Genomic DNA, 24,235 nt, shown 5'->3' with positions numbered 1-24,235 from the left:
TAAGGAACAAGCTAACTGCCACGCTTTTAGTATCGCTTATGAAATTAGAGCGCCCCGGCTTTAAGATCCGCGTGCCACTCTTTAAGAAAAGGGATATGTTTTTCGTCGATTGCGCCTGATTCAGTGGCAGCTTCAACTAAAAAGTCAAAGTTTGTTAAGCTTACGTATTTAACGCCTGCTTCTTCAAATGCTTGTTCTGCTCTTGGTAAGTTATATGTATATACACACACAACGCCAACTACTTCACAACCTGCTTCACGCAAGGCTTCAACTGCTGTAATTGAGGAGCCTCCCGTTGAAACGATATCTTCAACTACCACTACTTTTTGACCTTCTTGGTATTTTCCTTCAATTTGGTTACCACGGCCATGTCCTTTTGCTTTAGAGCGTACATATACCATTGGAAGCTCTAAAATATCAGACACCCATGCAGCGTGCGGAATACCAGCCGTTGCCGTACCTGCAACAACTTCTGTTTGTGGGAAGAATTCTTTAATGTTTTGTGCTAAACCATTGGCAATTTGTTTACGAACTTGCACGTCTGAAATCGTTAAGCGTGTATCGCAATATATTGGTGATTTAATACCGGAAGCCCATGTAAATAAATCTGTTGGGTTTAGTTCGACTGCCCCTACTTGTAACATTCCTTTTGCGATTTCTTTTTGTAATGACATATTATTGTTCCTCCCATAATTCACGTACTATTTTATAAGCAGCAACTGGATCCTCTGCATTTGTTATAGCCCTTCCAACTACAATTAATGAAGAGCCGTCTTTTTTTGCTCCATCAGGTGTTGCGATCCGTTTTTGATCGTGGGCTTCTCCACCTGCTAATCGAATTCCTGGTGTTACTCGAAGAAACTCTTCACCACAAGTTTCACGAATGGCCCCTGCTTCATGAACTGAACATACGACCCCATCTAACCCTGCTTGCTTCGTAATACTCGCATAGTGTAAAACCGAATCGAGCAAGGATAAATTGATTTTTTGTTCATTTTGCATTTGTTGCTCTGTTGTGGAAGTTAGTTGGGTTACAGCAATTAATGCCGCTCGCTCTTTACCAGCTGGTGTCCCTGCTTCTAAACCTTCAAGAGCACCAGCCATCATATTAATACCACCTGCTGCATGAACATTCACTAAGTCAACACCTAATTTTGCTAACCCTTTCATTGCAGATTTTACAGTATTCGGAATGTCATGAAGTTTTAAATCTAAGAAAACGTCGTGACCTTGATCTTTAACTTTACGAACAATTTCAGGACCTTCCTGCATATAAAGCTCCATGCCAATTTTAACGAATAATGGTTCGTTAAATTTGTTTAGAAAATTGAATACTTCTACTTCACTAGGAAAATCTAGTGCAATGATTGGTTTTCTGTTCATTTAACGGTGGCTCCTTCCAATAATTTCTTTAATATGAGTGACACCTAGTTCTTTTAACTTAGCTGGTAATTCATCAATAATATTAGAGCAAACAAAATGATCGACAAAGTTTGCAGTTCCAACTGCTACTGCAGAGGCCCCTGCAGACATGAAATCAATCACATCTTGAGTATTTGTCACGCCACCCATTCCGATAATTGGTATCTCTACAGCTTTATACACTTCATACACCATACGAATGGCAACTGGTTTAACTGCTGGACCAGAAAGACCACCTGTACCATTCGCTATTACTGGTTTCCCAGTACGTTCATCTAAACGCATTCCGACTAATGTATTAATCATTGTAATGCCATCTGCTCCACCAATTTCAACTGCTTGGGCAATTTCCACTATATTGGTTACATTTGGTGACAACTTCACATAAACTGGCACTTTCGAAACTGCTTTTACTGCTTCCACTAATTCCCGTGCAATCACCGGGTCTGTTCCAAATGTAATTCCACCATGTTTTACATTTGGACAGGAAATATTTAATTCTAGAGCCTTTACGTTAGGAGCAGTTGAAATGCGGCGTGCAACTTCAACATAATCTTCCGTTAATGTACCAGCAACATTGGCAATAATCGGTACATCAAAGCGTTCTAACCAAGGAAGTTCTTCACTCATTACTTTATCTAAACCCGGATTTTGTAGTCCGATTGCATTTAACATTCCTGCAGGTGTTTCTGCAACACGAGGAGTTGGATTTCCTAGTCGTTTTTCAACCGTTGTCGCTTTAATCATGATTGCACCAAGTTTAGATAAATCATAAAGCTGTGCATACTCTCGACCAAAACCAAAACAACCAGATGCAGGCATAATTGGATTTTTTAAATCAAGTCCTGGAAGTTGGATGCTTAATTTACTCATAGTTGTACCACTCCTTTCGGGAATACTGGTCCATCCGAGCAAACTTTAACATAGTCTTTTTCCTGTTGTTCAGTTGTTTTACAAATACAAGCAAAACACGCACCAATGCCGCAGCCCATTCGTTCTTCAAAAGATAGGTAACCAGGTTTGTCAGGGTAGAAATTTTCTAACGCTCGTAACATTGGTAGTGGTCCACAACTGTAGAACACATCGAACTCGGGCTTTAATTCTTCTAATAAATCCGTTACAAAACCTTTTGTTCCCTTTGTTCCATCAACAGTAACAAAATGTGTGTCTCCTAATGTTGAAAACTGATCTTCATAAAACGTTACATTTTCCGTTGCAAATCCAAACACATGTATTGTTCGTATTCCACGTGCATTTAATTGTTTGGATAATTCATAAAGTGGTGGTACGCCAATCCCTCCACCAACTAGTAAAGCAGTACCTTTTTCTGGAATTGCATCAACAGGGAAACCATTTCCAATTGGTCCAAGAACATCTACTTCATCGCCAACTTGTTTAGTTGCCAAAATTGAAGTTCCTCTTCCTTCTGCACGATAAATAACCGTTACTTCCCCTGCTTCTTTGTTGATATTTGCTATACTGATTGGTCGTCTAAGGAGCGGCTCAAATGAATCAGACACACGAATATGGACAAATTGCCCAGGATTCATTTCCTGAACAATTTGGCCTTGTAATGTAAGTTCAAATATGTGATGAGCAATTTCACTTTGACGAACGACAATCATTCGTTCTTGTTGAATCATTAGTGAAATACCTCCGCTTTTGGCATTTCTTCTGCCGTAAATGTCATCGATTCAATTACTTCTAACATTGCTTCTGCTGTATCAAGTGAAGTTAAACATGGCACCCCATTTTCCACCGATTCACGGCGAATACGGAATCCGTCACGAGCTGGTTGTTTGCCTTTTGTTAGTGTATTAACTACAAGTTGAGCTTCGCCATTTTGGATAACATCTAATAATGTTTTTCCTTTTGATCCAATCTTCTCAACGATATCTGTTTGGATGCCTGCTTCCGCGAAAGCTTTTGCCGTACCTTCCGTTGCCATTACACGATAACCAACTGTGTTGAAGCGTTTTGCTAATTCAATCGCCTCTTCTTTATCTTTGTCTGATACAGTAAACAAGACTGTTCCGTGAGTTTTAATTTCCATGCCAGCTGCAACAAAGCCTTTGTATAATGCTTTTTCGAACGTTGCATCTTTGCCCATAACTTCACCAGTAGATTTCATTTCAGGCCCTAATGTAATATCCACACGACGTAATTTTGCAAAACTGAATACTGGTACTTTTACAAATACACCTTTTTGTTCTTTAGCTAGTCCTGTTGGGTATCCTTGTTCAACGATTGATTGCCCAAGTATTGCTTTCGTTGCAATGTTTGCCATTGGAATATTTGTAATTTTACTTAAGAACGGTACTGTACGGCTTGAACGTGGGTTTACTTCAATTACGTAAATTTGACCTTGTGACAGTACATATTGAATATTCATTAACCCAACAATGTTTAAACCTTTTGCTAAACGTGTTGTGTAATCGACTAAAGTTGCTTTTTGTTCTTCAGTTAGCTTTTGTGGTGGGTATACAGAGATTGAGTCACCAGAGTGAACCCCTGCACGTTCAACATGTTCCATAATACCTGGGATTAATACATTTTCACCATCACAAATTGCATCAACTTCGATTTCTTGACCTGTTAAATAGCGGTCAACTAATACTGGGTGATCTGGAGAAGCTTCTACAGCGTTTTCCATATAATGTTCTAATTCTTGCTCATTATAGACAATTTCCATCGCACGTCCACCAAGAACATAAGAAGGACGAACAAGTACTGGGAAGCCTAATTTTTCACCAATTTCAAGTGCTTCTTCAGTTGATACAGCTGTTTCCCCAGCAGGTTGAGGAATATCAATTTCATGTAATGCCTGTTCAAATTTATCACGGTTTTCTGCACGGTCGATATCTTCTAAGCTTGTTCCTAAAATTTTCACACCATTAGCTGCTAATTTATCCGCTAAGTTAATGGCTGTTTGACCACCAAATTGGACAACCACTCCCACTGGTTTTTCTAAATCGATAATGTGCATTACATCTTCAATTGTCAGTGGTTCAAAGTAAAGTTTATCCGAAATTGAGAAATCAGTTGATACTGTTTCTGGGTTTGAGTTAATAATGATTGCTTCATAACCTGCTTCTTGAATCGCCCATACTGAGTGAACTGTTGCATAGTCAAACTCAACACCTTGACCAATACGGATTGGACCAGAACCTAATACAACAACAGATGGCTTTTCAGAAACGATTGATTCGTTTTCATCTTCATACGTGCCGTAGAAGTAAGGTGTCGCGGATTCGAATTCAGCCGCGCAAGTATCAACCATTTTATATACAGGAACAATTCCCTTTTCTTTACGATATTCATAAATTTCTTTTGCAGTTGTATTCCAAAGCTCTGCAATTTTTTGATCCGCAAAGCCCATACGTTTTGCTTGTCGTAAAACTTCAATGTCATTAACATTTTGAGCTAACGTATCTTCCATTTTAATAATGTTTTGAAGTTTATTTAAGAACCATAAATCAATTTCTGACCATTCATGGATTTGTTCAATTGTAACCCCACGGCGTAATGCTTCTGCGATGAAGAATAAACGTTCATCTCCAGCTTTTTTAATACGCTTTTCAATCCAGTTATCTGAATTTTCTTCTGCGTGTTTTAATTCAATATGAACTTGGCCTGTTTCGAGTGAACGAACTGCTTTTAAAATGGCTTCCTCAAAGGTACGACCTAAAGCCATAACTTCCCCAGTCGCTTTCATTTGTGTACCAAGGTTACGTTTTGCAGATTCAAATTTATCAAATGGCCAACGTGGAATTTTCGCCACGATGTAGTCAAGGGCTGGTTCGAAATCTGCAAATGTTGAACCAGTAACAGGGTTTTTAATTTCATCTAGTGTTAACCCTACTGCGATTTTTGCTGCTAGTTTAGCAATTGGATATCCTGTTGCTTTTGAAGCAAGGGCAGATGAACGTGATACACGTGGGTTTACTTCGATTACATAATAGTTAAAGCTGTTTGGATCAAGGGCTAACTGTACGTTACATCCACCTTCAATTTTCAGTGCACGGATAATATCTAGTGAAATGTTACGTAACATTTGATATTCACGGTCAGATAATGTTTGAGATGGTGCTACAACGATTGAGTCGCCTGTATGGATACCAACTGGGTCAAAGTTTTCCATGTTACATACAACGATGGCATTATCAATTGAGTCACGCATTACTTCATACTCGATTTCTTTGTAACCAGCAATTGATTTTTCTAGTAAACATTGTGTTACAGGACTATATTTTAAGCCACTTGCAACGATTTCTTCTAACTCTTGTTCATTGTTACAAATACCGCCACCAGTTCCACCTAGAGTGAAAGCTGGACGAACGATTACCGGATAACCGATTTTAGCTACGAAATTTTTCGCTTCTTCAATGCTATGAATAATGTCTGATTCAGGTACAGGTGCACCTAATTCATACATTAAATTACGGAATAAGTCACGGTCTTCTGCTTTATGGATGGCATCAAGTTTTGTACCTAAAATTTCGATGTTTAATTCATCTAAAATCCCAGATTCTTGAAGCTCGATTGCCATGTTTAATCCTGTTTGACCACCTAATGTTGGAAGGATTGCATCAGGACGTTCTTTACGTAAAATACGAGAAACAAATTCTAAAGAAATTGGCTCGATATAAACTTTATCTGCGATTTCTGTATCTGTCATAATTGTTGCAGGGTTTGAGTTAATTAAGATTACTCGGTATCCTTCTTCTTTTAAAGATAGACAAGCTTGTGTACCTGCATAGTCAAATTCTGCTGCTTGTCCAATGATGATAGGACCTGATCCGATTACTAAAATAGTTTCAATATCTGTACGTTTAGGCATGTTGTTTCTCCTTCCCTGCTTCTACTTCCATTAATTCAATAAATTCGTCAAATAAATGATTTGAATCTTCTGGCCCAGGTGAAGCTTCTGGGTGATATTGTACTGTAAAGATTGGGTGTTTTTTATGACGTAATCCTTCTACAGTACCGTCATTTAGAGCGATATGTGTTACTTCTAAATCTGTTCCTTCCAATGAATCTGCATCAACTGCATAACCATGGTTTTGTGAAGTTAACTCTGTACGACCTGTGCGTAAATCTTTTACTGGATGGTTTCCTCCACGGTGTCCAAATGGTAACTTGAAGCTTTTTGCTCCACAAGCTAAAGCAAACAATTGATGTCCTAAGCAAATACCGAAGATTGGAACTTTTCCAACTAAATTACGAATTGTTTCAATTCCTTCAGTAACGTCAGCTGGATTACCAGGGCCATTGGATAGCATAATGCCATCTGGATGCCAAGCTAAAATTTGCTCTGCAGAAGTATTGTAAGGTACTACTAACACATCACAATCACGTTTATTTAATTCACGTAAAATTCCGTGTTTCATACCAAAGTCAATTAATACAACACGTTTTCCACGTCCTGGGCTTGGGTATGCAGCTTTCGGTGATACTTCTTTTACGTGATTTGTAATTAGAGGAGTTGCAATTAACGTTTCAACAACTTCATCAATATTTACTTCTTCGTCTGCTGCAGTAAGAATCGCTTTTACTGCACCTTTTGAGCGAATAATTCTTGTTAATTTACGTGTATCAATTCCTTCGATACCAGGGATATCTTGTGAAATTAAATATTCATTTAAAGAAAGATCTGAGCGGAAGTTTGATGGCTCTTTTGCTAATTCACGACAAACCATCCCACGAATTGCTGGTGTAATCGATTCAAAATCATCGCGGTTAATCCCGTAGTTACCGATGAGTGGATATGTAAATGTTACAATTTGTCCATAGAATGAAGGATCTGAAAGTGTTTCTTGGTAACCAGTCATACCAGTTGTAAATACAACCTCTCCTTGTGATGCACGATCACTACCAAATGCTATTCCATTAAATACTGTGCCATCTTCTAAAATTAATTGTCTTTTCTTCATTATTGTGCCTCCTCGTAGACGATGTTGCCTTCAAATATTGTCATTACTGGCCATCCTTTTGCAGACCAACCATTAAATGGTGTGTTGCGACCTTTTGAAACAAATCTTTCCGCATTCACTGTTTGTTCCTTATTTAAATCAATTAATACTAAATCAGCTGAAGCTCCAACTTCAATTGTTCCATAAGGTAAATCGAAAATTTTAGCAGCTTTTACACTCATCCAATCAATTAATTGCTTTAAAGTCCATTTCCCTGTTTCAACAAATTGTGTATACAATAGTGGGAAAGCTGTTTCAAAACCAACAATGCCAAATGGGGCCCCTACCATACCACAACATTTTTCTTCCACAGTGTGTGGTGCATGGTCTGTTGCAATACAATCAATTGTTCCATCTAGTAATGCTTGGTGTAAAGAATCTTTGTCATCACTTGCACGTAATGGCGGATTCATTTTCCAATTGGCGTCATCACTTGGAATGTCCATTTCTTCTAGTAAAAGATGGTGTGGACAAACTTCTGCAGTAACGCGGATGCCTGCAGCTTTTGCATCTCTTACAGCTCGTACTGATTCTTTTGTAGATACGTGACAAACATGGTAACGTGCCCCTGCTGCTTCAGCTAACAATACATCACGTGCAATTTGGACAGATTCACAAATCGATGGAATCCCCGGTAATCCAAGTTCTTTATTTCGTTTTCCTTCGTGCATTACCCCATCATAGATTAGGGAGTTATCTTCACAGTGAGCAACGACTACTGCATCAACTTTAGCGGCAGATTTCATTTGCTCAAACATTGTTGATGCTAGTTGAATTCCAACCCCATCATCAGAGAATGCCACTGCGCCAAGTTCCTTTAATTCTTCAATGTTTGTACGTTCTTCACCAGCTTCAGCAACCGTTAAGGATCCATATGGTAAAACACGAACAACTGCACTTTCTTCTATTAAGCCTTTTATTAATTTCATATTTTCAGCTGAATCCGGTACCGGTTTTGTGTTTGGCATAGCACAAATTGTAGTGAACCCACCTTTTGCTGCTGAGCTTGAACCAGTTTCAATCGTTTCTTTATGTTCAAAGCCAGGTTCACGTAAATGTACATGTAAATCCACAAACCCTGGTGCTACTAGATTGCCTTTTCCGTCAATCACTTCTGCCCCTTCTGGAAGTTGTGCTCCAATTGCAACGATTTTACCATCTTCAATTGTCACTGATGAATCAATTAATTCACTGTTTTCATTCAGTATTTTGACATTATTCAAATATTTCAACATGTTCATCTTCCTTTCAAAATCGTTTCAATGATAGCCATTCTTACAAAAACGCCATTTCGAACTTGACTAAATATTCTCGAACGCTCGCACTCTACCAGTTCTGATGCAATTTCTACATCTCGATTCACAGGTGCCGGGTGCATAATGATTGCGTGTTTCTTCATTCTTGCTTCACGCTCAAAAGTTAACCCGTATTGTTCATGATAACTTTCTTTTGAGAAACTTTTATTTACTATATGCCGTTCATGTTGAATACGTAGTAACATGATGACATCACTATCTTCTAACAGTTCATCCCAAGAATGGTGTGCTTCAAAATCTCCTGCCCACTCAGGTGGACATAAGAACCGAACATTTACACCAAGTCGTCTTAATGCCGTAGCGTTTGATTTTGCGACGCGGCTATGTGAGATGTCACCAACAATCGTAACATTTAATCCTTCAAATGATCCGAATTCTTTATAAATTGTGTATAAATCTAACAAGCTTTGCGACGGGTGTTGACCTGCTCCATCGCCAGCATTAATAACTGCTACATTAATACCTTCAAGGAGTTCATTGTAATATTCATCTTCTTTCGCGCGAATTACAACGGCATCCATTCCGATCATTTCTAATGTTTTCACAGTATCGTACATTGTCTCTCCTTTTAATGCACTTGAAAACCCTGCATCAAATGGAATCACTGTGCACCCAACTTTTCTTTCAGCCATTTCAAAACTTGTTTTCGTCCTTGTACTTGGCTCAAAAAATAAGTTTGCTACATGATAAGTTCGATCTAGAACACTTTGTTCACCAGCTTCAAATTGTGCTGCTCGTTCAATTATCATCATTACTTCATCATTTGTTAAATGTTCCATTGAAAGTAAATTTCTCATTGCCTCTTCCTCCTAGAAATCGGTTCTTGTTTGAAAAGTTCTTTCATGAGCGAAATTAAACTCTTCATGTCAGTATGAAAAATGCCTCGTGGATTTCACGAGGCTTAGGAGGTATGACAAAATTAGTACGTCAACGTACGGCTGTCATATTTCCCCTTTTTTGCCTCTCTGGACAACTTTTAAAAGGTCATGTTGCTTTAATCTAAATCTTTAACTTCTTTATCTCTTCCAGGTAATACAAGGTTTAACAACACACCAACGATTGCTGCTAAAGCCATACCTTCAATTACAAAGCTTTCTGTAAATCTTAGAGCTGCTCCTCCAATACCGATGACTAAAATTACTGATGAAATCACCATATTGCGGTTATTACCAAAATCAATATTGTTTTCAACTAGCATTCTTAATCCACTTGAAGCAATAATCCCGAATAGTAATATTGAAATACCACCAAGTACTGCAGTTGGAATTGTTTGAACTAGCGCCATTGCCTTACCAAAGAAGGAGAACAAGATGGCAAGTACGGCTGCACCTAATATGACATAAACTGAGAACACTCTAGTAATAGCAAGAACACCGATATTTTCACCATATGTTGTTTTCGGTGGACCTCCGATTAAGCTGCTTATAAACGTCCCTAATCCGTCACCTAGTAATGATCTATGTAAGCCCGGATCCTTAATGTAGTTGCGATTCACTACTTTACCTAACACTAATTGGTGCCCAATATGTTCTGAAATTGTGACGATAACAATTGGAACCATAGCTAAAAGAATTTTTGAAGTAACGTTAAATTCATAATGAATACCTGGGATTAAAAAGTCTGGTAACGCAAACCACGCTGCATCCTTGACAGGAGTAAAATCAACAATTCCTACGATTGCTGAATATATGTATCCGACAATTAAACCTAAAAGAATAGGCATTGTACTTAAAACATTTTTAAAATATACATTGAAGATAATCGCTGCAAATAAAGTTACTAACGCAGCAGTAAAATGTAAGAAGCTATATTCACCATTTACATTCATTGCCATATTAACGGCTGTTCCAGCTAATCCTAAACCGATTACCATAATAACTGGAGCTACTACAATTGGAGGTAACAAGCTCATTAACCATTTGTAACCTGTTTTCCAAATTAATAAGGAGACGATTCCGTACACGACTCCGACAGCCATTGCACCAATCATAGCATTTCCAGGGTTAACACTTTGCCCATTTTCATTTAACCCACCAGCTGCTAAAAGTATTGGGGCAATGAAGGCAAATGATGATCCTAAGTAAGCTGGTACTTTAAATTGTGTTATCAACAAGAAGACGATTGTTGCTATCCCACTTGTTAATAGTGCTATAGCAGGGCTTAATCCTACTAGTTGAGGCACTAGAATTGTTGAACCGAACATTGCAAACATGTGTTGAAAACTTAGTGTTATCAACTGTCCTGAAGTAGGCTTGTCATTAATGTCTAAAACTGCTTTGGACATATTTATTTTCCTCTCTATTCTCTCATCTGTTAAATTAATCTACTTTGTGTAATGTTACGTTATCTTCACCATCTACTTCTTGTAAGCGAACAACAATTCTTTCTGTTCCTGATGTAGGGATATTTTTCCCAACATAATCTGCTCTTATAGGCAACTCTCGATGACCTCGGTCTACCAATACTGCTAGTTGAATTTGCGAAGGCCTTCCTAGATCCATTACCGCATCTAAACCAGCCCTAACTGTTCTGCCTGTATAAAGTACATCATCAACTAAAACAATCTTTTGATTTGTTACAACGTAGTCAATATCCACTTGCTGTACAAGGGCTTCACCATTGTCGTTTTTAGAAGATAAGTCATCACGATATAATGTAATATCAAGTTCCCCTGTTCGAATTGGTTTGCCTTCAATCTTTTCAATTTTCTCTGCCAAACGTTTTGCTAAAAATGCACCCCGAGTTTTGATTCCAACTAAAATACATTCATCAATCCCTTTATTGCGTTCAATGATTTCATGGGCAATTCTTGTTAGTGCACGATTCATTGAAGGGCCATCTAATAGTTCAGTAATTTTCGACATACTCATTTCCTCCTTCCTTGAAAATTTATTGTTTAGTTACACAGTCTCATGAGGTTCGCTTTTTCAAAATAAAAAACCTCCTAAGCACCAGCTTAAGAGGTTGGGATATACAAGTTGAAAAAGCATGTTTGGTAGTGTTTTCATTTTTAGGACACACCTAAATAAGCCTAGTATCTTTCAAAAGGATACAATTTTGGCCATTTTAAGTTGCACGAAAACTCCAATACAATTCATCTTATACCTTCTCAGCCTCTCTGGACTGCCATTAAAGGTGAATATTTAATTTTTATACTATTCCCTATCACAGTAGGTTTTATTCACTGTTGTCAGTATATTCTTATATAGAACTCAAGTCAACATAGTTTTAATAAATAAATTATTTAATTATTGTTCATTTCTCAATTGTTCAAGTAATTGTAAAAAATCATCAGGAATTGGAACTTCAAACTCTAAGTATTCATTTTTAGTTGGATGGTTAAATCCAAGAACACCTGCATGTAACACTTGACCACCAAAATCAATCGTTTTCTTTGGACCATATTTCGGATCTCCTACTAAAGGGAAACCAATATAATTCATATGCACACGAATTTGATGTGTACGGCCTGTTTCAAGACGACATTCAACTAAAGTAAAATTACCAATTCGTTCTTGCACGTGAAAATGGGTAACAGCATGCTTCCCGTTGTCTACAATTGCTTGTTTTTGGCGATCTTTTGGGTCTCTTCCAATTGGTGCATCGATAGTTCCTTTATCGTGGGCAATATGACCATGAACTAATGCAGTATATTTACGAGTTACGGTTTTATTTACCAACTGTTCTACAAGAGAATGGTGAGCATGGTCATTTTTAGCAACCATTAGTAAACCAGATGTATCTTTATCAATTCGATGGACGATACCTGGTCTTAAAACACCATTAATTCCTGATAAGTCTTTACAATGATACATTAATCCATTTACCAAAGTTCCTGTCATATGTCCAGGTGCCGGGTGGACTACCATTCCCTTTGGCTTATTCACAACTAAGACATCTTCATCTTCATAGATAATCTCTAAATTTAAATCTTCAGGTATTACTTCAAGAGGCTCTGGTTCTGGCACATCAATTTCAACCACATCGCCTTCTTTTACCTTATATTTAGCTTTTGGCACCTCACCGTTTACTTTTACATTCCCATCAGCTATCCAATTGGCAATTAGAGAACGAGACCACTCTTCGTTGATTACGGATAAAGCCTTGTCTATACGATCTCCTGCATTTTCTGTTTCAATTGTAATTGTTACAACTGTCATTTTTTCACCTTTTTCTTTTCTTCACGATCTTCTTTTAGTATGACTAAAATTAACATCACTACAGATATTGTTAATGCTGCATCCGCAATGTTAAAAATCGGAAAATCATAATTAATTATTGGAATTAATACATCGATAAAGTCCACTACCTCGCCACGAAAAATTCGATCGATAAAATTCCCTAGAGCTCCACCTAATAAAATCATCAGACTAATAGCAAAGAACGGCTTATCCCTAGCTTCCTTATGAAAGTAGTATATGATACCACCAATGACGACTAGTGTGACGATGGTGAAGATCCACATTTGACCTTGTAACATTCCCCAAGCTGCACCTCGATTTCGATGAGAGAGGATGGCAAACCACGGATCCATAACGATGATTCGATCACCTAATTCCATATTTTTAACAATTAACCATTTAGTCCATTGATCAATTAACACAACGATTGCTGCTAAACCATAATACTTATACACAGTATTCCCCCGTTTGTCTATAATCTCTCCCATTCTACCATTAGAAAAACCCGTTTTGCATTAATAAAGGTAAATTAACGGCACTAGGTTGTCTCTATACAGGATTGTTCACTAAATCAACATAAAATGTATGTGTTGTAAATACTAGTTATTTCCCTTAAAAGCTACAAAATAACCGCACCTCAAAAAATGAGGGCGGTTATTCATTTCATTTATTTAAACATAATGTTTTTCAATTACTTCTGCACAACGGCTACAAATCGTTGGATGATTTTCGTTTTGACCTACTGATTCAGAATAGCTCCAGCAGCGTTCGCATTTTTCACCATCTGCTTTTTCTACAATAATTGCTGTTTGCTCTAGAACAAGTGCATTATCCGGAGCACTTTCCTTAGAACCAGCTACTACTAATTGAGAAACGATACAGCTTTGGGCAAAGTTAACTGCTTCATCATTTAATAACTCCGCAACTTCTTGGTCTGCATAAAGTGTCACTTTTGCTTCTAATGATTTACCAATCGTTTTCGCATTACGTGCTTCTTCTAATGCTTTTAATACTTCATCACGAATTTCAATTACACGCTCCCATTTTGTACGTAATTCTTGGAAATTACTACGCTCATCAACTTCAGGGAAATCCGTTAATTGAACTGATGCTTCTTCTGCATTTAAGTAAGACCATAATTCATCAGTTGTATGCGGTAAAATTGGTGTTAATACTTTTAATAAAGTCAACAGTGTATCATACATAACTGTTTGCATAGCACGACGTTTTTTGCTGTCTACTGCTTCAATATACACAACGTCTTTTGCAACATCTAAATACAATGCTGATAATTCAACTGCAACAAAGTTATTAATTGTATGGTATACAGATGCAAATTCATATCGGTCATACGCATTTCGTACAGCCTTTAATACATCCTGCAAACGCATGTACATATATTGATCCATTTCACTTAATTCTTCATATGCTACGCGATCTGTCGCTGGATTAAAGTCAGCTACGTTACCGTGTAAGAAACGAAGTGTGTTTCGGATTTTACGGTAAACTTCTGAAATTTGCTTCAGCATATCCATACTGATTCTTACATCCCCAGTATAATCCACAGATGCTACCCATAAGCGTAAAATATCTGCACCATATTGGTTCATAACTTTTTCTGGAATGATTACGTTTCCTAAAGATTTACTCATTTTACGTCCTTCACCATCTAGAACGAAGCCGTGTGTTAACAAACCTTTATAAGGTGCATATCCATTAATTGCAACAGAAGTGATTAAAGATGAGTTAAACCATCCACGGTGTTGGTCAGAGCCTTCTAAGTAAAGGTCTGCTGGATATTTCATGCCACGCTCAACAAGTACACCTTGGTGAGATGAACCTGAATCGAACCATACGTCCATAATGTCATTTTCTTTTGAGAATTTACCATTTGGACTACCAGGGTGTGTAAATCCTTCTGGTAATAAATCTTTTGCCTCACGTTGGAACCAAATATTTGAACCATGCTCACGGAATAATTGTGACACATGTGCAATTGTTTCAGATGTAATAATTTCTTCGCCATTTTCTGCATAGAACACAGGAATTGGTACACCCCATGCACGTTGTCTTGAGATACACCAATCTCCACGGTCACGAATCATATTGTAAAGACGTGTTTCGCCCCATGCTGGAGTGAATGTTGTATTTTCCACCGCTTCTAATAATTGATCGCGGAATGCTTCTACAGAACAGAACCATTGAGGGGTTGCACGATAAATTACCGGCTTTTTCGTACGCCAATCATGTGGATATGAATGGGTAAAGAATGATAATTTTTCTAGCGCGCCTACCTCTTTTAATTTTTCAGTAATAACTTTATTTGCATCATTGTAGAATAAACCTTCAAAGCCAGGTGCTTCGTGTGTATAACAACCTTGATCATTAATTGGGCTTAATACTTCTAAACCGTATTTTTTGCTAACAATAAAGTCGTCTTCCCCGTGACCTGGTGCAGTGTGCACACAGCCTGTACCAGCATCAGTCGTTACATGATCTCCCACCATAATAAGTGAATCACGGTCATAAATAGGATGTTTTGCAACAACGTATTCTAATTCTTGACCTTGAACTTCTTGAATTACTTCTGGGTTTTCCCATTCAAGAGTTTCCGTAACTGTTTGTAATAAATCTTTCGCGATAATAAATTTGTTATTATTTACAGCAACAACTACATAAGTAATTTCTGGATTTAAAGAAATACCTAAGTTAGCTGGAATTGTCCATGGAGTTGTCGTCCAGATGATAAATTTTGCATCTTGTGGAACAACCCCTTTTGCATCTTTAATTTCAAAACTAACATAAATAGATGGTGATTTAATATCTTTATATTCGATTTCAGCTTCAGCTAATGCAGACTCAGAAGAAGGAGACCAATAAACTGGCTTTAATCCTTTATAGATATATCCCTTTTCTGCCATTTTACCAAAAACTTCAATTTGGCGAGACTCAAACTCTGGCTTTAACGTAACGTAAGGATTTTCCCAATCTCCACGTACACCTAAACGTCGGAATTGAGTTTTTTGATTTTCAATTTGTTCATACGCATATTTTTCACAAAGCTCGCGGAATTCAGCAATTGTTAACTCTTTACGTTTAACACCTTTATTCGTTAAAGCTTGCTCGATTGGTAAACCGTGTGTATCCCAACCAGGAACATATGGAACATGGTAACCTGTCATAGAACGATGACGGTTAATCATATCTTTAATGACTTTGTTTAATGCGTGACCAATATGAATATCCCCATTTGCATATGGAGGGCCATCGTGTAAAACGAAATGAGGTCGGTCTTTTGTACGCTCATTTACAAGGGCATTAATGTCCATATGATCCCATTTTTCTTGAATTTTCGGTTCATTTGCCGGTAAGTTTCCGCGCATTGGGAAATCTGTTTTTGGCATTAGTAACGTATCTTTATACTCTACCATTAAAAAATCCTCCTAAATGTATTAAAATTTATCTTTACTTAAAAAATAATGTGGTAAATTAAGAGAAATAAAAAAAGTTTCGCATCCCAAAAAGGGACGAGAAACTATTGCTCGTGGTACCACCCTAATTTGCAAATTGAATAGTAGATCAACTTGCCTCTTAGACACTGTAACGCCGTGAAATACGAAATCACTTACTGATGTATTTACAAGGTATATAATTTTTTCTACCTCGATAATACACTTTTTCAGTAATTTAGCTCTGGAGTGATTTTCCTCTAAGAATGCTTCGTTCGAGCTTCCACCCTCCCCGAATCGCTTTAACCACCTTCAATAAGTACTCTCTCCGTCAACACTAATTTGAATATATAATTTTTTTTACTCGTGTTTCAGTATATGGAAATAGTGAAAATGAGTCAAGTAAAAAAGAAAAGCGAAAAAACGTTTTCTTAGCAACTGGATTATTTCAATACACTCTACATATACTTTACGTCGTTTTAGTTAAATTAAATCCAATTATAAAAGATTATTTAGTTCCTCTTTCGATAATTCAAAATCATCCTGTTCATTTCGTCCATGATTTTGAATTTCTGTCAAACCGATATCATATTCCATTAAATGGTCCCAATCATCAGTATTTAGTAAATCTAGTTGTGCCTCCACTAACATTTTGAAACGATTACGGAATACTTTTGATTGTTTCTTTAATTCATCTATTTCAATGGCAATTTTACGTGCTTTACCCAATGCATCATTAACAATTCGATCAGCATTTTTTTCCGCTTCTTTAATAATTAATTTTGCTTCCTGCTGAGAATTGCGTCGTACTTCTTCAGCAGCCTCTTGAGCAACAATGATAGATTTTTGCAAAGTTTCTTCTAAAATATTGTAGCGGTTCATTTGCTCTGTCATAGATTTTACTTTTTCTTCAAGTTCCTTTTTTTCCCGCAAGATGATCTCATAATCCTTAATGATCTGATCTAAAAATTCGTTTACCTCATCTTCCGCGTAACCGCGAAAACCACGAGTAAACTCCTTATTATGTATATCAAGAGGTGATAATGGCATTGGTCAACACTCCTTCTCTCTTTTAAATATATAAACCTATTATAACTCGCTAACTGTCACTTGACATCAAAATTTCGTAAGTTTTCACTATAATCTATTATTTTTGCTCTAAACGTCCTATTTGAAGTCGAATTTTATCTTTTTTCGTTCTTCCTTCTGTCATAACAATTTTCACTCTTCCAAACCCTCTAGCTGATACAATATCCCCATCGTGAAGCTCAAAGGATGTATCATCTCTTAGAGTCCAATTCACTTTAACTTTGTCTGCTTGAATTAGGCTTTGAGATTTTTGCCTAGATATATTAAAAATTGAAGCAAGAACAGTATCAAGTCTCATAGAGGAAACTGTATATGTTTTATTTACCCATTCCTGTGACATTTGGATTATTTCCGATTTATCAGTTAATTTTTCCAATTGAATTTTTGCTTTACCGATGCTATTTAAATTCATTTTTACATAATCTTCAACTTCTTGTGCGACCGAAAATTGAATCTTTTCTCCATCAATATGGATATCCCCGAATTTCCCACGTGTTAAACCTATTGATAATAAAGACCCTAATACATCAGGATGCTTTAATTGAACAAATTTCGAAGGATAATTTACAGAAAAAACGGTAATTTGTAAATCTTCATAAGTAGGTACATAATAATTCGGATAAATTAACATGCGTTGCCGTTCTGCCTCGTGAAAACCACCTTCAGTAGTAATTTTCAACTCATTATTCTGTGTGAGAATGGAAGTAACGATAAATCGCTCACGTGGGTCTAAAAAATCACTTAACTTAGGCGCAAATCGATCTTCTACTTCCCTTTGCCAACCAATTACTTTTTCAATAAAAGGCTGTTCATCTTTTCGAAAATGTTGGATTAAATGATCCATCTGCTAACTCCACCTTATCTTCTATAGTATGTTCATTTTTGTAAAAATAATAAAAGAAAATCCCCACAACTAATCAGCAGGGATTTTGAATTATATTTTATACAAACATGAAATAGATTTTTTCAACTACAATTAATAGACCCATTTGTATATATCGTAATAATAAAAGGGCAACAATTGGTGAAATATCAATCATACCGATTGGTGGAATAAACTTTCTAAAAATTCCTAAGTATGGTTCAACTAATTTACCTAAATACTCTCCCACCGTTGAACTTCGAACAGATGGCACCCAAGACATAAAAATATAAATAATAATCATAAATTGATAAATTGTAAATGCTGCCGCAATGAAATTTATTATGGAATAATAAAGCATTAAATTGATAACCTCACTAATCTATTGAATATCGTCGTACAGATAGTTCGAAACTTCTCCGGAAACTTCAACGTTATCTGGCGTACAAAGGAAAATATCCGTACCAATACGTTGAATATCTCCTCCTAATGCATATACAGTACCACTTAAAAAGTCGATAATTCGCACCCCTGCTTCGCGATCAATTCTTTGTAGATTGACGATAATGGCACGTTTACTTTTTAAATGGTCCGATATATCTTGAGCTTCTGCATAAACACGAGGTTCAACGATGACAACTTTGGATTGTTTTAAAGAATTTGCTGACTGCAAACTTACAACATTTAAGTGTTGATTTGGTTCAACTTCAACTAATTTGCGTTCCTTTTTTGGCCGTGATTTTACAATAGGTTGCTCTTTGGCGATACTAATTGGTTTACTTGATGTTTGAATTTCTTGCACTTCTTCATCTTCATCTTCAAGGTAAAAGAAATTTTTTATTTTATTTTTCATACTCATCTAGCATCCCTCTTTTCTATCCAACAAGAGCTGTTCCAATTCTTACAAACGTTGCACCTTCTTCTACCGCAATTTCATAGTCATTTGACATCCCCATTGAAAGTTCTTTACAAGGCGCATAATCTAATCCTAAGTTCATAACTTCTGTCTGCAAGTTTTTCAAATCACGAAATACTTTTCTAATAACAGATTCATCTTCTGTATTTGGGGCCATTGTCATAAGCCCTACAATATGAATCTTATCGTACTTTGCTAAAGAATGTATAAATGGAATTACTTCTTCCGTGCTTAACCCGTGTTTTGACTCTTCCCCTGAGACATTTGCTTGAACGAAACAGTTTATTGGTTTTTCTGCTCGTTTATTTATCTCTTCAGCTAAACTAATGCGATCTAATGAATGAAGATAGTCAATTTCATTAATCACTTGTTTTACTTTTCTAGTTTGCAATGAACCAATATAGTGCCAAATTGCTTTATTGTTAATTTCGCCTTTTTTAGCTAATAATCCTTCTGGGCGATTTTCACCTAAATGAATTAATCCTGCATCAAGTGCTTCAAGTGTTCTTTCCACTGTAACTTGCTTCGTTACTGCAATTATTTTGACATCTTGTGTTTGATGCGACGTTGTTTTTGCATTTTCTATTTTATTTTGAATCGTTATTAAATTATCGCTTATCTTTGTCACGTTAATACCAACTTTACTTCAATAGTTTCCTTAATTGTATCAAGCTGTATAGTAATTTTCAATGAATAGCATGAACTATTAAGAAAACTCTTTTACCAAGATTACGTCTTTTCCTACTACGAGAATATCACTTATTAGGACTTTTCTCACATGTTCGTCATTTTGTAAGAATGACATAAATTTTTTTGGTTCTGCAACGAGGAAAGCGGTTATACATCCTGTTTTTTCACATACCTCTGCATCGATAATATATCCAACAAAACGGCCATTACCAGCCTCGATAATCTCTTTCTGTTGTACAGCAGAAAATCGCAAAAATGGTCCCCCTTCTTTTCATCTACTATTGGAAAGTCATGATTTAATTATCCTTTCTAAACTATATTATTGAGTTAGAAAAATATTGCGTTAATATTTTAATTCTTTAGTAAATAAATAAAAGCGCACCTTAATAAAAGTGCGCTGTGATTACTTATCCTAATTTATAGTCTTTTTGCATTGTCTCAATTGCATTTTTCTCTAATCTCGAAATTTGCGCTTGAGATATGCCTAGCGATTTTGCAATTTCAGTTTGTGTTTCACCATAGTAGAATCGTTTCGAGAGTATCATTTGTTGTCTTTCATCCAGTTTTTGCATACTTTCCTTCACACTAACGTATGCAACCCACTGATCTTCTGACACATCATCATCTCTTAATTGGTCCATAATATATACGGCATCTCCACCATCTGAATAAATTGGCTCTTGTAAAGAAAGAGGATCTTGTATTGCATCTAGTGCGTATAACACGTCTTCCTTTTTCATTTCGATTGCTTCTGCCAACTGTTCAATTGTTGGTTCATATAAATTTTCTGAAATAAACTTTTCCTTTGCTTGCATCGCTTTATATGCGATATCTCTTAATGACCTAGAGACACGTAATGCATGGTGGTCTCGTAAATGTCTTCTAATCTCACCTATAATCATCGGAACCGCATAAGTTGAAAAACGAACATTATGCTTTAAATCAAAATGATCAATTGCCTTTAATAAACCGATACAACCAACTTGGAATAAATCATCCGCTTGTTCTCCTCGATATGAAAATCTACCGACAATACTTAAAACAAGGCGTAAGTTGCAAATGACTAGTTCATCTCTTACCCACTCTTCTCCAGATTGTAGGCGAACGAACAGCTCTCTCATCTCTTCATGTTTTAGAACTGGCAAAGAAGCAGTATCTACACCACAAAGTTCTACTTTTGTACGAACCATCTTCTTTTCCTCCGAACTAGTTTTTTATCTCTGAACTGTTTTTTCAGTTTGTCCGGAATAAAGAAGAATATGCACGTTTTTACTCGTCCAATTTCATCCAGTAAATTATGAAATTGGTTGATTTAAATGCTCTCGTAAATCTAAAATGATTTTCTTTTCAAGTCGGGAAATGTATGATTGTGAGATACCTAAATGATCTGCTACTTCTTTCTGCGTCATTTCTTGTTTGCCATTAAGGCCAAATCGACATTCCATTATATATCTTTCCCGTTCACTTAAACCATTAATTGCATTGAACATTGTAGCTCGTTCAATTTTCTTTTCAACATCGTTCATAATAATCTGTTCTTCTGTACCTAAAATATCAGAAAGTAAAAGTTCGTTTCCATCGGGGTCAGAGTTTAATGGCTCGTCTAATGAAACTTCACCTTTCATACGACTTGTTTTTCGCAGATGCATTAAAATTTCATTTTCAATACAACGTGATGCATATGTGGCAAGTTTAATATTCTTCTCTGTATTAAATGTTTCGATAGCTTTTATTAGTCCAATGGAGCCAATACTAATTAAATCTTCAATTGGCGTTCCAGTATTATCAAAACGTCTTGCAATATAAACAACTAGACGTAAATTTCTTTCAATTAATGTGTCTCTTGCTCTCAAATCACCATTCATAAAGGCTTCAATAACTGTCATCTCTTCTTCTCTAGTCAATGGTACTGGCAATGAATCGTGCCCTCCTATATAGTATGTTCCTTTAGTACGAAACTTACTCCAAATTTTTCTAAATAGGTCGATTAATTTATTAAACAATCATTTTCCCCCTTTATGCTCGAATTTCACAACGCTAAAACGTGAAGAATCATCTGTGCATCTTGTGGATATCTCGCATCATGCCTTGTAAAAACAACATATTGCTCAAAAATCTCTTTATCCGTCACCCCATTTATCTTTAAGCGATCAAAACGAAATGCCAACACTGTCGACCTTTCCTTTTGAACTGTAGATAAAGATAAAATTCGAATTTTCGGATAAATGAAAGCAGGAAACATTGTTAACTGATACGGGTTATTTTCATCCCATGACAATAACGCATCATTTAAATCTTTGGGCAATTCCTTTGATATGGCATTATATGAGAGAAAATGAACCGGCTTCCCACTAAGGGGTTCAATACATTCATTTCCTGTATCGATGAAACCTTTTAAGCAAAATTTTTGTTTAAATAGTTCGAGCTCACAATCCACTACAAATGAATGCTGAATTTTTAGTTGCATCATTTTTCTCCATTTGGAGTGTATCGTTGTTAAACTAAGAAAAGCGACTGCTGATGAAAGAACAAAAAATGTTAGTTTGGATTGATTAAGTAAAAAGGGTAGAATGCTTGTTAAAACGCCGCCGAGGAAAAACGTAGTAATAAACAAAACAGTTCCTTGCTTTAACAACGATTGGATGCGAAAAGAAAACGCGAGCCCAATTAAAACTACAAAACTAAGTAATGCACCAATTAAGGACTTATAAAATATTGATGCTATTAATCCACTGCAAAACGCACTTAGAAGCAATCTACTCCTCTTTACATACAATCCCGTTATTTCTTGGGTAAACTTTAATAAAAAGTAATTAAACAACGTATTGTATAGTACGAGTAATTCTCCAATCATTTTGGCGTCCTCCTATTAAAAGATTAACACTAGCATGATGAGGAAAATGTCAAACCATTGTATTAGAACGAAAAATAATTTTGACACTATCTTCTTCGATTCTAATTTTTTTGACATATAGTTACAAAGCCAATACGAAGCTTTGTCTGATGAGAAAAAGGAAATTTCGTCAAACTTGGTGTTACTTCATAGAAAGAATTCGTAATGATACCAATTCGGCGGTTTATGAACATGGTTAATGCAAAATCTATTAAATAAATAAAAAAGAGACAATCTCTCCAATTTGGATGAGTTGCCTCTTTTTGTCGAATATTTTATCCTCGATTACGTCTATTGCGTAAGAACGTAGGAATATCCAATAAATCATCTTGTTGTTGTACTTGTCGTGTTGGCTCAGGTTGTTGAACAGGCTCTTGTACTCTTTCACGAATAGGAGTTTGCTGTGGTGCTGCTTGCTGTTGGCCACCACGCAATCCACCACCTATTGGACGTGAAGTTTGTTGACGTTGTTGTTGAGTAATGATGTCGTCAGAGAAGCCTGTAGCAATTACTGTAACGATAATTTCATCATTTAAATTTTCGTTAATAACCGAACCGAAGATCATATTAACTTCTTCATCAGATGCTGAAGCAACGATATCAGCTGCTTCTTGCACTTCAAATAAGCTTAAGTTCGAGCCGCCTGTAATATTCATAATTACGCCTTTAGCTCCATCAATTGATGTTTCAAGAAGTGGACTTGAAATTGCTTTTTTCGCAGCTTCAGTAGCTCGATTTTCGCCTGTAGCAATACCAATACCCATTAATGCTGAACCTTTGTCAGACATAATTGTTTTAACGTCTGCAAAGTCTAAGTTTATTAATCCAGGAGTTGCGATTAAGTCTGAAATCCCTTGAACCCCTTGACGTAAAACATTATCAGCTTCACGGAATGCTTCAAGCATAGGCGTGCTTTTATCAACAATTTGAAGTAATTTATCATTTGGTATAACAATTAGTGTGTCGACCGCTTCTTTCATAGATGCAATTCCACCAATTGCTTGGGTTTGACGTTTACGCCCCTCAAAGGAGAATGGTCGAGTAACTACACCAACAGTTAAAGCTCCTAAGTCACGAGCAATTGAAGCGATGACAGGGGCTGCACCCGTACCAGTTCCGCCACCCATACCAGCAGTTACGAAAACCATATCTGCTCCACGAAGTACTTCTTCTATTTGCTCCCGACTTTCCTCAGCTGCTTTTTTACCTACTTCAGGGTTAGCACCTGCACCTAAACCACGAGTTAATTTGTTACCAATCTGTAATTTATATTCTGCTTTTGATAGATTCAAAGCTTGGGCATCCGTATTTACTGCGATAAAATCTACACCTTGAACGCCATGTTCAATCATCCTATTTACCGCATTATTACCACCGCCGCCAACACCAATAACTTTAATATTGGCCAGCTGATCTATACTCGTATCGAATTCTAACATAGTTTC

General features: G+C 36.6%; 23 protein-coding genes and 1 other annotated feature. All 23 genes read right to left on the bottom strand.

Annotation, left to right across the window (positions count from 1 at the left end):
- Positions 1–44: 44 nt before the first annotated feature.
- Positions 45–674 (bottom strand): orotate phosphoribosyltransferase, encoded by a 630-nt coding sequence (gene pyrE, locus CRO00_RS02575; RefSeq protein WP_097072076.1) that lies wholly within the window; start codon positions 672–674, stop codon positions 45–47.
- A 1-nt stretch (position 675) separates the two neighbouring features.
- Positions 676–1,383 (bottom strand): orotidine-5'-phosphate decarboxylase, encoded by a 708-nt coding sequence (pyrF, locus tag CRO00_RS02570; RefSeq protein ID WP_097072075.1) that lies wholly within the window; start codon positions 1,381–1,383, stop codon positions 676–678.
- Entirely contained in the window at positions 1,384–2,295 is a 912-nt protein-coding gene (locus tag CRO00_RS02565) for a dihydroorotate dehydrogenase (RefSeq protein WP_097072074.1), read from the bottom strand.
- Positions 2,292–3,065 (bottom strand): dihydroorotate dehydrogenase electron transfer subunit, encoded by a 774-nt coding sequence (locus CRO00_RS02560; protein ID WP_097072073.1) that lies wholly within the window; start codon positions 3,063–3,065, stop codon positions 2,292–2,294. The genes CRO00_RS02565 and CRO00_RS02560 overlap by 4 nt, the downstream gene beginning before the upstream one ends.
- The gene (gene carB / locus CRO00_RS02555) at positions 3,065–6,262 is read right to left on the bottom strand and encodes a carbamoyl-phosphate synthase large subunit (RefSeq protein ID WP_097072072.1); all 3,198 of its coding nucleotides are present in this window, start codon (positions 6,260–6,262) and stop codon (positions 3,065–3,067) included. The genes CRO00_RS02560 and carB overlap by 1 nt, the downstream gene beginning before the upstream one ends.
- Positions 6,255–7,355, bottom strand: coding sequence for a carbamoyl phosphate synthase small subunit (locus CRO00_RS02550; RefSeq protein ID WP_097072071.1), 1,101 nt, complete (start codon positions 7,353–7,355; stop codon positions 6,255–6,257). Before CRO00_RS02550 ends, carB begins: the two co-directional genes overlap by 8 nt.
- Positions 7,355–8,629, bottom strand: coding sequence for a dihydroorotase (locus tag CRO00_RS02545; protein WP_097072070.1), 1,275 nt, complete (start codon positions 8,627–8,629; stop codon positions 7,355–7,357). Before CRO00_RS02545 ends, CRO00_RS02550 begins: the two co-directional genes overlap by 1 nt.
- Before the next feature lie 2 nt (positions 8,630–8,631).
- The gene (locus tag CRO00_RS02540) at positions 8,632–9,507 is read right to left on the bottom strand and encodes an aspartate carbamoyltransferase catalytic subunit (protein ID WP_097072069.1); all 876 of its coding nucleotides are present in this window, start codon (positions 9,505–9,507) and stop codon (positions 8,632–8,634) included.
- Between the two features lie 197 nt (positions 9,508–9,704).
- Positions 9,705–10,994, bottom strand: coding sequence for a uracil-xanthine permease family protein (locus CRO00_RS02535; protein ID WP_097072068.1), 1,290 nt, complete (start codon positions 10,992–10,994; stop codon positions 9,705–9,707).
- Between the two features lie 34 nt (positions 10,995–11,028).
- Entirely contained in the window at positions 11,029–11,574 is a 546-nt protein-coding gene (gene pyrR, locus CRO00_RS02530) for a bifunctional pyr operon transcriptional regulator/uracil phosphoribosyltransferase PyrR (RefSeq protein WP_097072067.1), read from the bottom strand.
- A 384-nt stretch (positions 11,575–11,958) separates the two neighbouring features.
- The gene (locus CRO00_RS02525) at positions 11,959–12,870 is read right to left on the bottom strand and encodes an RluA family pseudouridine synthase (RefSeq protein ID WP_097072066.1); all 912 of its coding nucleotides are present in this window, start codon (positions 12,868–12,870) and stop codon (positions 11,959–11,961) included.
- Entirely contained in the window at positions 12,867–13,346 is a 480-nt protein-coding gene (lspA, locus tag CRO00_RS02520; RefSeq protein ID WP_097072065.1) for a signal peptidase II, read from the bottom strand. The genes CRO00_RS02525 and lspA overlap by 4 nt, the downstream gene beginning before the upstream one ends.
- 216 nt (positions 13,347–13,562) lie before the next feature.
- Positions 13,563–16,322: an isoleucine--tRNA ligase gene (gene ileS / locus CRO00_RS02515; protein WP_097072064.1), complete on the bottom strand. Its 2,760-nt coding sequence runs from the start codon at positions 16,320–16,322 to the stop codon at positions 13,563–13,565.
- An 89-nt stretch (positions 16,323–16,411) separates the two neighbouring features.
- Positions 16,412–16,684, bottom strand: a binding site (T-box leader).
- A gap of 154 nt (positions 16,685–16,838) precedes the next feature.
- Positions 16,839–17,390: a DivIVA domain-containing protein gene (locus tag CRO00_RS02510; protein ID WP_097072063.1), complete on the bottom strand. Its 552-nt coding sequence runs from the start codon at positions 17,388–17,390 to the stop codon at positions 16,839–16,841.
- Between the two features lie 97 nt (positions 17,391–17,487).
- Complete coding sequence (locus tag CRO00_RS02505; protein WP_097072062.1) at positions 17,488–18,273, bottom strand: YlmH family RNA-binding protein; 786 nt, start codon at positions 18,271–18,273, stop codon at positions 17,488–17,490.
- A 97-nt stretch (positions 18,274–18,370) separates the two neighbouring features.
- Positions 18,371–18,652 carry a YggT family protein gene (locus tag CRO00_RS02500; protein WP_097072061.1) on the bottom strand — a complete coding sequence of 94 codons (282 nt, stop codon included), beginning with the start codon at positions 18,650–18,652 and terminating at the stop codon, positions 18,371–18,373.
- A 21-nt stretch (positions 18,653–18,673) separates the two neighbouring features.
- The gene (locus tag CRO00_RS02495; protein WP_097072060.1) at positions 18,674–19,150 is read right to left on the bottom strand and encodes a cell division protein SepF; all 477 of its coding nucleotides are present in this window, start codon (positions 19,148–19,150) and stop codon (positions 18,674–18,676) included.
- Positions 19,151–19,166: 16 nt separating this feature from the next.
- On the bottom strand, positions 19,167–19,835 hold the full coding sequence (locus tag CRO00_RS02490) for a YggS family pyridoxal phosphate-dependent enzyme (protein WP_097072059.1): 669 nt from the start codon (positions 19,833–19,835) through the stop codon (positions 19,167–19,169).
- 78 nt (positions 19,836–19,913) lie between these two features.
- The gene (locus tag CRO00_RS02485) at positions 19,914–20,150 is read right to left on the bottom strand and encodes a PRC-barrel domain-containing protein (protein WP_097072058.1); all 237 of its coding nucleotides are present in this window, start codon (positions 20,148–20,150) and stop codon (positions 19,914–19,916) included.
- Positions 20,151–20,304: 154 nt separating this feature from the next.
- A complete protein-coding gene (sigG, locus tag CRO00_RS02480) occupies positions 20,305–21,087 on the bottom strand; it encodes an RNA polymerase sporulation sigma factor SigG (protein WP_097072057.1) in 783 nt (260 codons plus the stop codon).
- Positions 21,088–21,192: 105 nt separating this feature from the next.
- Entirely contained in the window at positions 21,193–21,900 is a 708-nt protein-coding gene (gene sigE, locus CRO00_RS02475) for an RNA polymerase sporulation sigma factor SigE (RefSeq protein WP_097072056.1), read from the bottom strand.
- A 26-nt stretch (positions 21,901–21,926) separates the two neighbouring features.
- A complete protein-coding gene (locus CRO00_RS02470; RefSeq protein ID WP_097072055.1) occupies positions 21,927–22,751 on the bottom strand; it encodes a sigma-E processing peptidase SpoIIGA in 825 nt (274 codons plus the stop codon).
- 314 nt (positions 22,752–23,065) lie between these two features.
- Positions 23,066–24,229, bottom strand: coding sequence for a cell division protein FtsZ (gene ftsZ / locus CRO00_RS02465; RefSeq protein ID WP_097072054.1), 1,164 nt, complete (start codon positions 24,227–24,229; stop codon positions 23,066–23,068).
- Positions 24,230–24,235: the final 6 nt, after the last annotated feature.

The organism is Ureibacillus xyleni, assembly GCF_900217795.1.
GTDB lineage: Bacteria > Bacillota > Bacilli > Bacillales_A > Planococcaceae > Ureibacillus > Ureibacillus xyleni.
The sequence above is the reverse complement of the archived record's forward strand: the minus strand, read 5'-3'. Positions and strand labels throughout refer to the sequence as shown.

Excerpts from the sequence above, each read along its gene's own strand:
- CRO00_RS02535 (WP_097072068.1), bottom strand. The coding sequence starts at position 10,994 with ATGTCCAAAGCAGTTTTAGACATTAATGACAAGCCTACTTCAGGACAG.
- CRO00_RS02565 (WP_097072074.1), bottom strand. The coding sequence starts at position 2,295 with ATGAGTAAATTAAGCATCCAACTTCCAGGACTTGATTTAAAAAATCCA.
- pyrE (WP_097072076.1), bottom strand. The coding sequence starts at position 674 with ATGTCATTACAAAAAGAAATCGCAAAAGGAATGTTACAAGTAGGGGCA.
- CRO00_RS02500 (WP_097072061.1), bottom strand. The coding sequence starts at position 18,652 with ATGCTTTATTATTCCATAATAAATTTCATTGCGGCAGCATTTACAATT.
- CRO00_RS02540 (WP_097072069.1), bottom strand. The coding sequence starts at position 9,507 with ATGAGAAATTTACTTTCAATGGAACATTTAACAAATGATGAAGTAATG.
- pyrR (WP_097072067.1), bottom strand. The coding sequence starts at position 11,574 with ATGTCGAAAATTACTGAACTATTAGATGGCCCTTCAATGAATCGTGCA.
- CRO00_RS02505 (WP_097072062.1), bottom strand. The coding sequence starts at position 18,273 with ATGGATCATTTAATCCAACATTTTCGAAAAGATGAACAGCCTTTTATT.
- carB (WP_097072072.1), bottom strand. The coding sequence starts at position 6,262 with ATGCCTAAACGTACAGATATTGAAACTATTTTAGTAATCGGATCAGGT.
- CRO00_RS02560 (WP_097072073.1), bottom strand. The coding sequence starts at position 3,065 with ATGATTCAACAAGAACGAATGATTGTCGTTCGTCAAAGTGAAATTGCT.
- ileS (WP_097072064.1), bottom strand. The coding sequence starts at position 16,322 with ATGGTAGAGTATAAAGATACGTTACTAATGCCAAAAACAGATTTCCCA.
- CRO00_RS02470 (WP_097072055.1), bottom strand. The coding sequence starts at position 22,751 with ATGATTGGAGAATTACTCGTACTATACAATACGTTGTTTAATTACTTT.
- CRO00_RS02495 (WP_097072060.1), bottom strand. The coding sequence starts at position 19,150 with ATGAGTATGAAAAATAAAATAAAAAATTTCTTTTACCTTGAAGATGAA.
- CRO00_RS02550 (WP_097072071.1), bottom strand. The coding sequence starts at position 7,355 with ATGAAGAAAAGACAATTAATTTTAGAAGATGGCACAGTATTTAATGGA.
- CRO00_RS02525 (WP_097072066.1), bottom strand. The coding sequence starts at position 12,870 with ATGACAGTTGTAACAATTACAATTGAAACAGAAAATGCAGGAGATCGT.
- CRO00_RS02510 (WP_097072063.1), bottom strand. The coding sequence starts at position 17,390 with ATGCCATTATCACCTCTTGATATACATAATAAGGAGTTTACTCGTGGT.
- pyrF (WP_097072075.1), bottom strand. The coding sequence starts at position 1,383 with ATGAACAGAAAACCAATCATTGCACTAGATTTTCCTAGTGAAGTAGAA.
- CRO00_RS02545 (WP_097072070.1), bottom strand. The coding sequence starts at position 8,629 with ATGTTGAAATATTTGAATAATGTCAAAATACTGAATGAAAACAGTGAA.
- ftsZ (WP_097072054.1), bottom strand. The coding sequence starts at position 24,229 with ATGTTAGAATTCGATACGAGTATAGATCAGCTGGCCAATATTAAAGTT.
- sigG (WP_097072057.1), bottom strand. The coding sequence starts at position 21,087 with ATGGTTCGTACAAAAGTAGAACTTTGTGGTGTAGATACTGCTTCTTTG.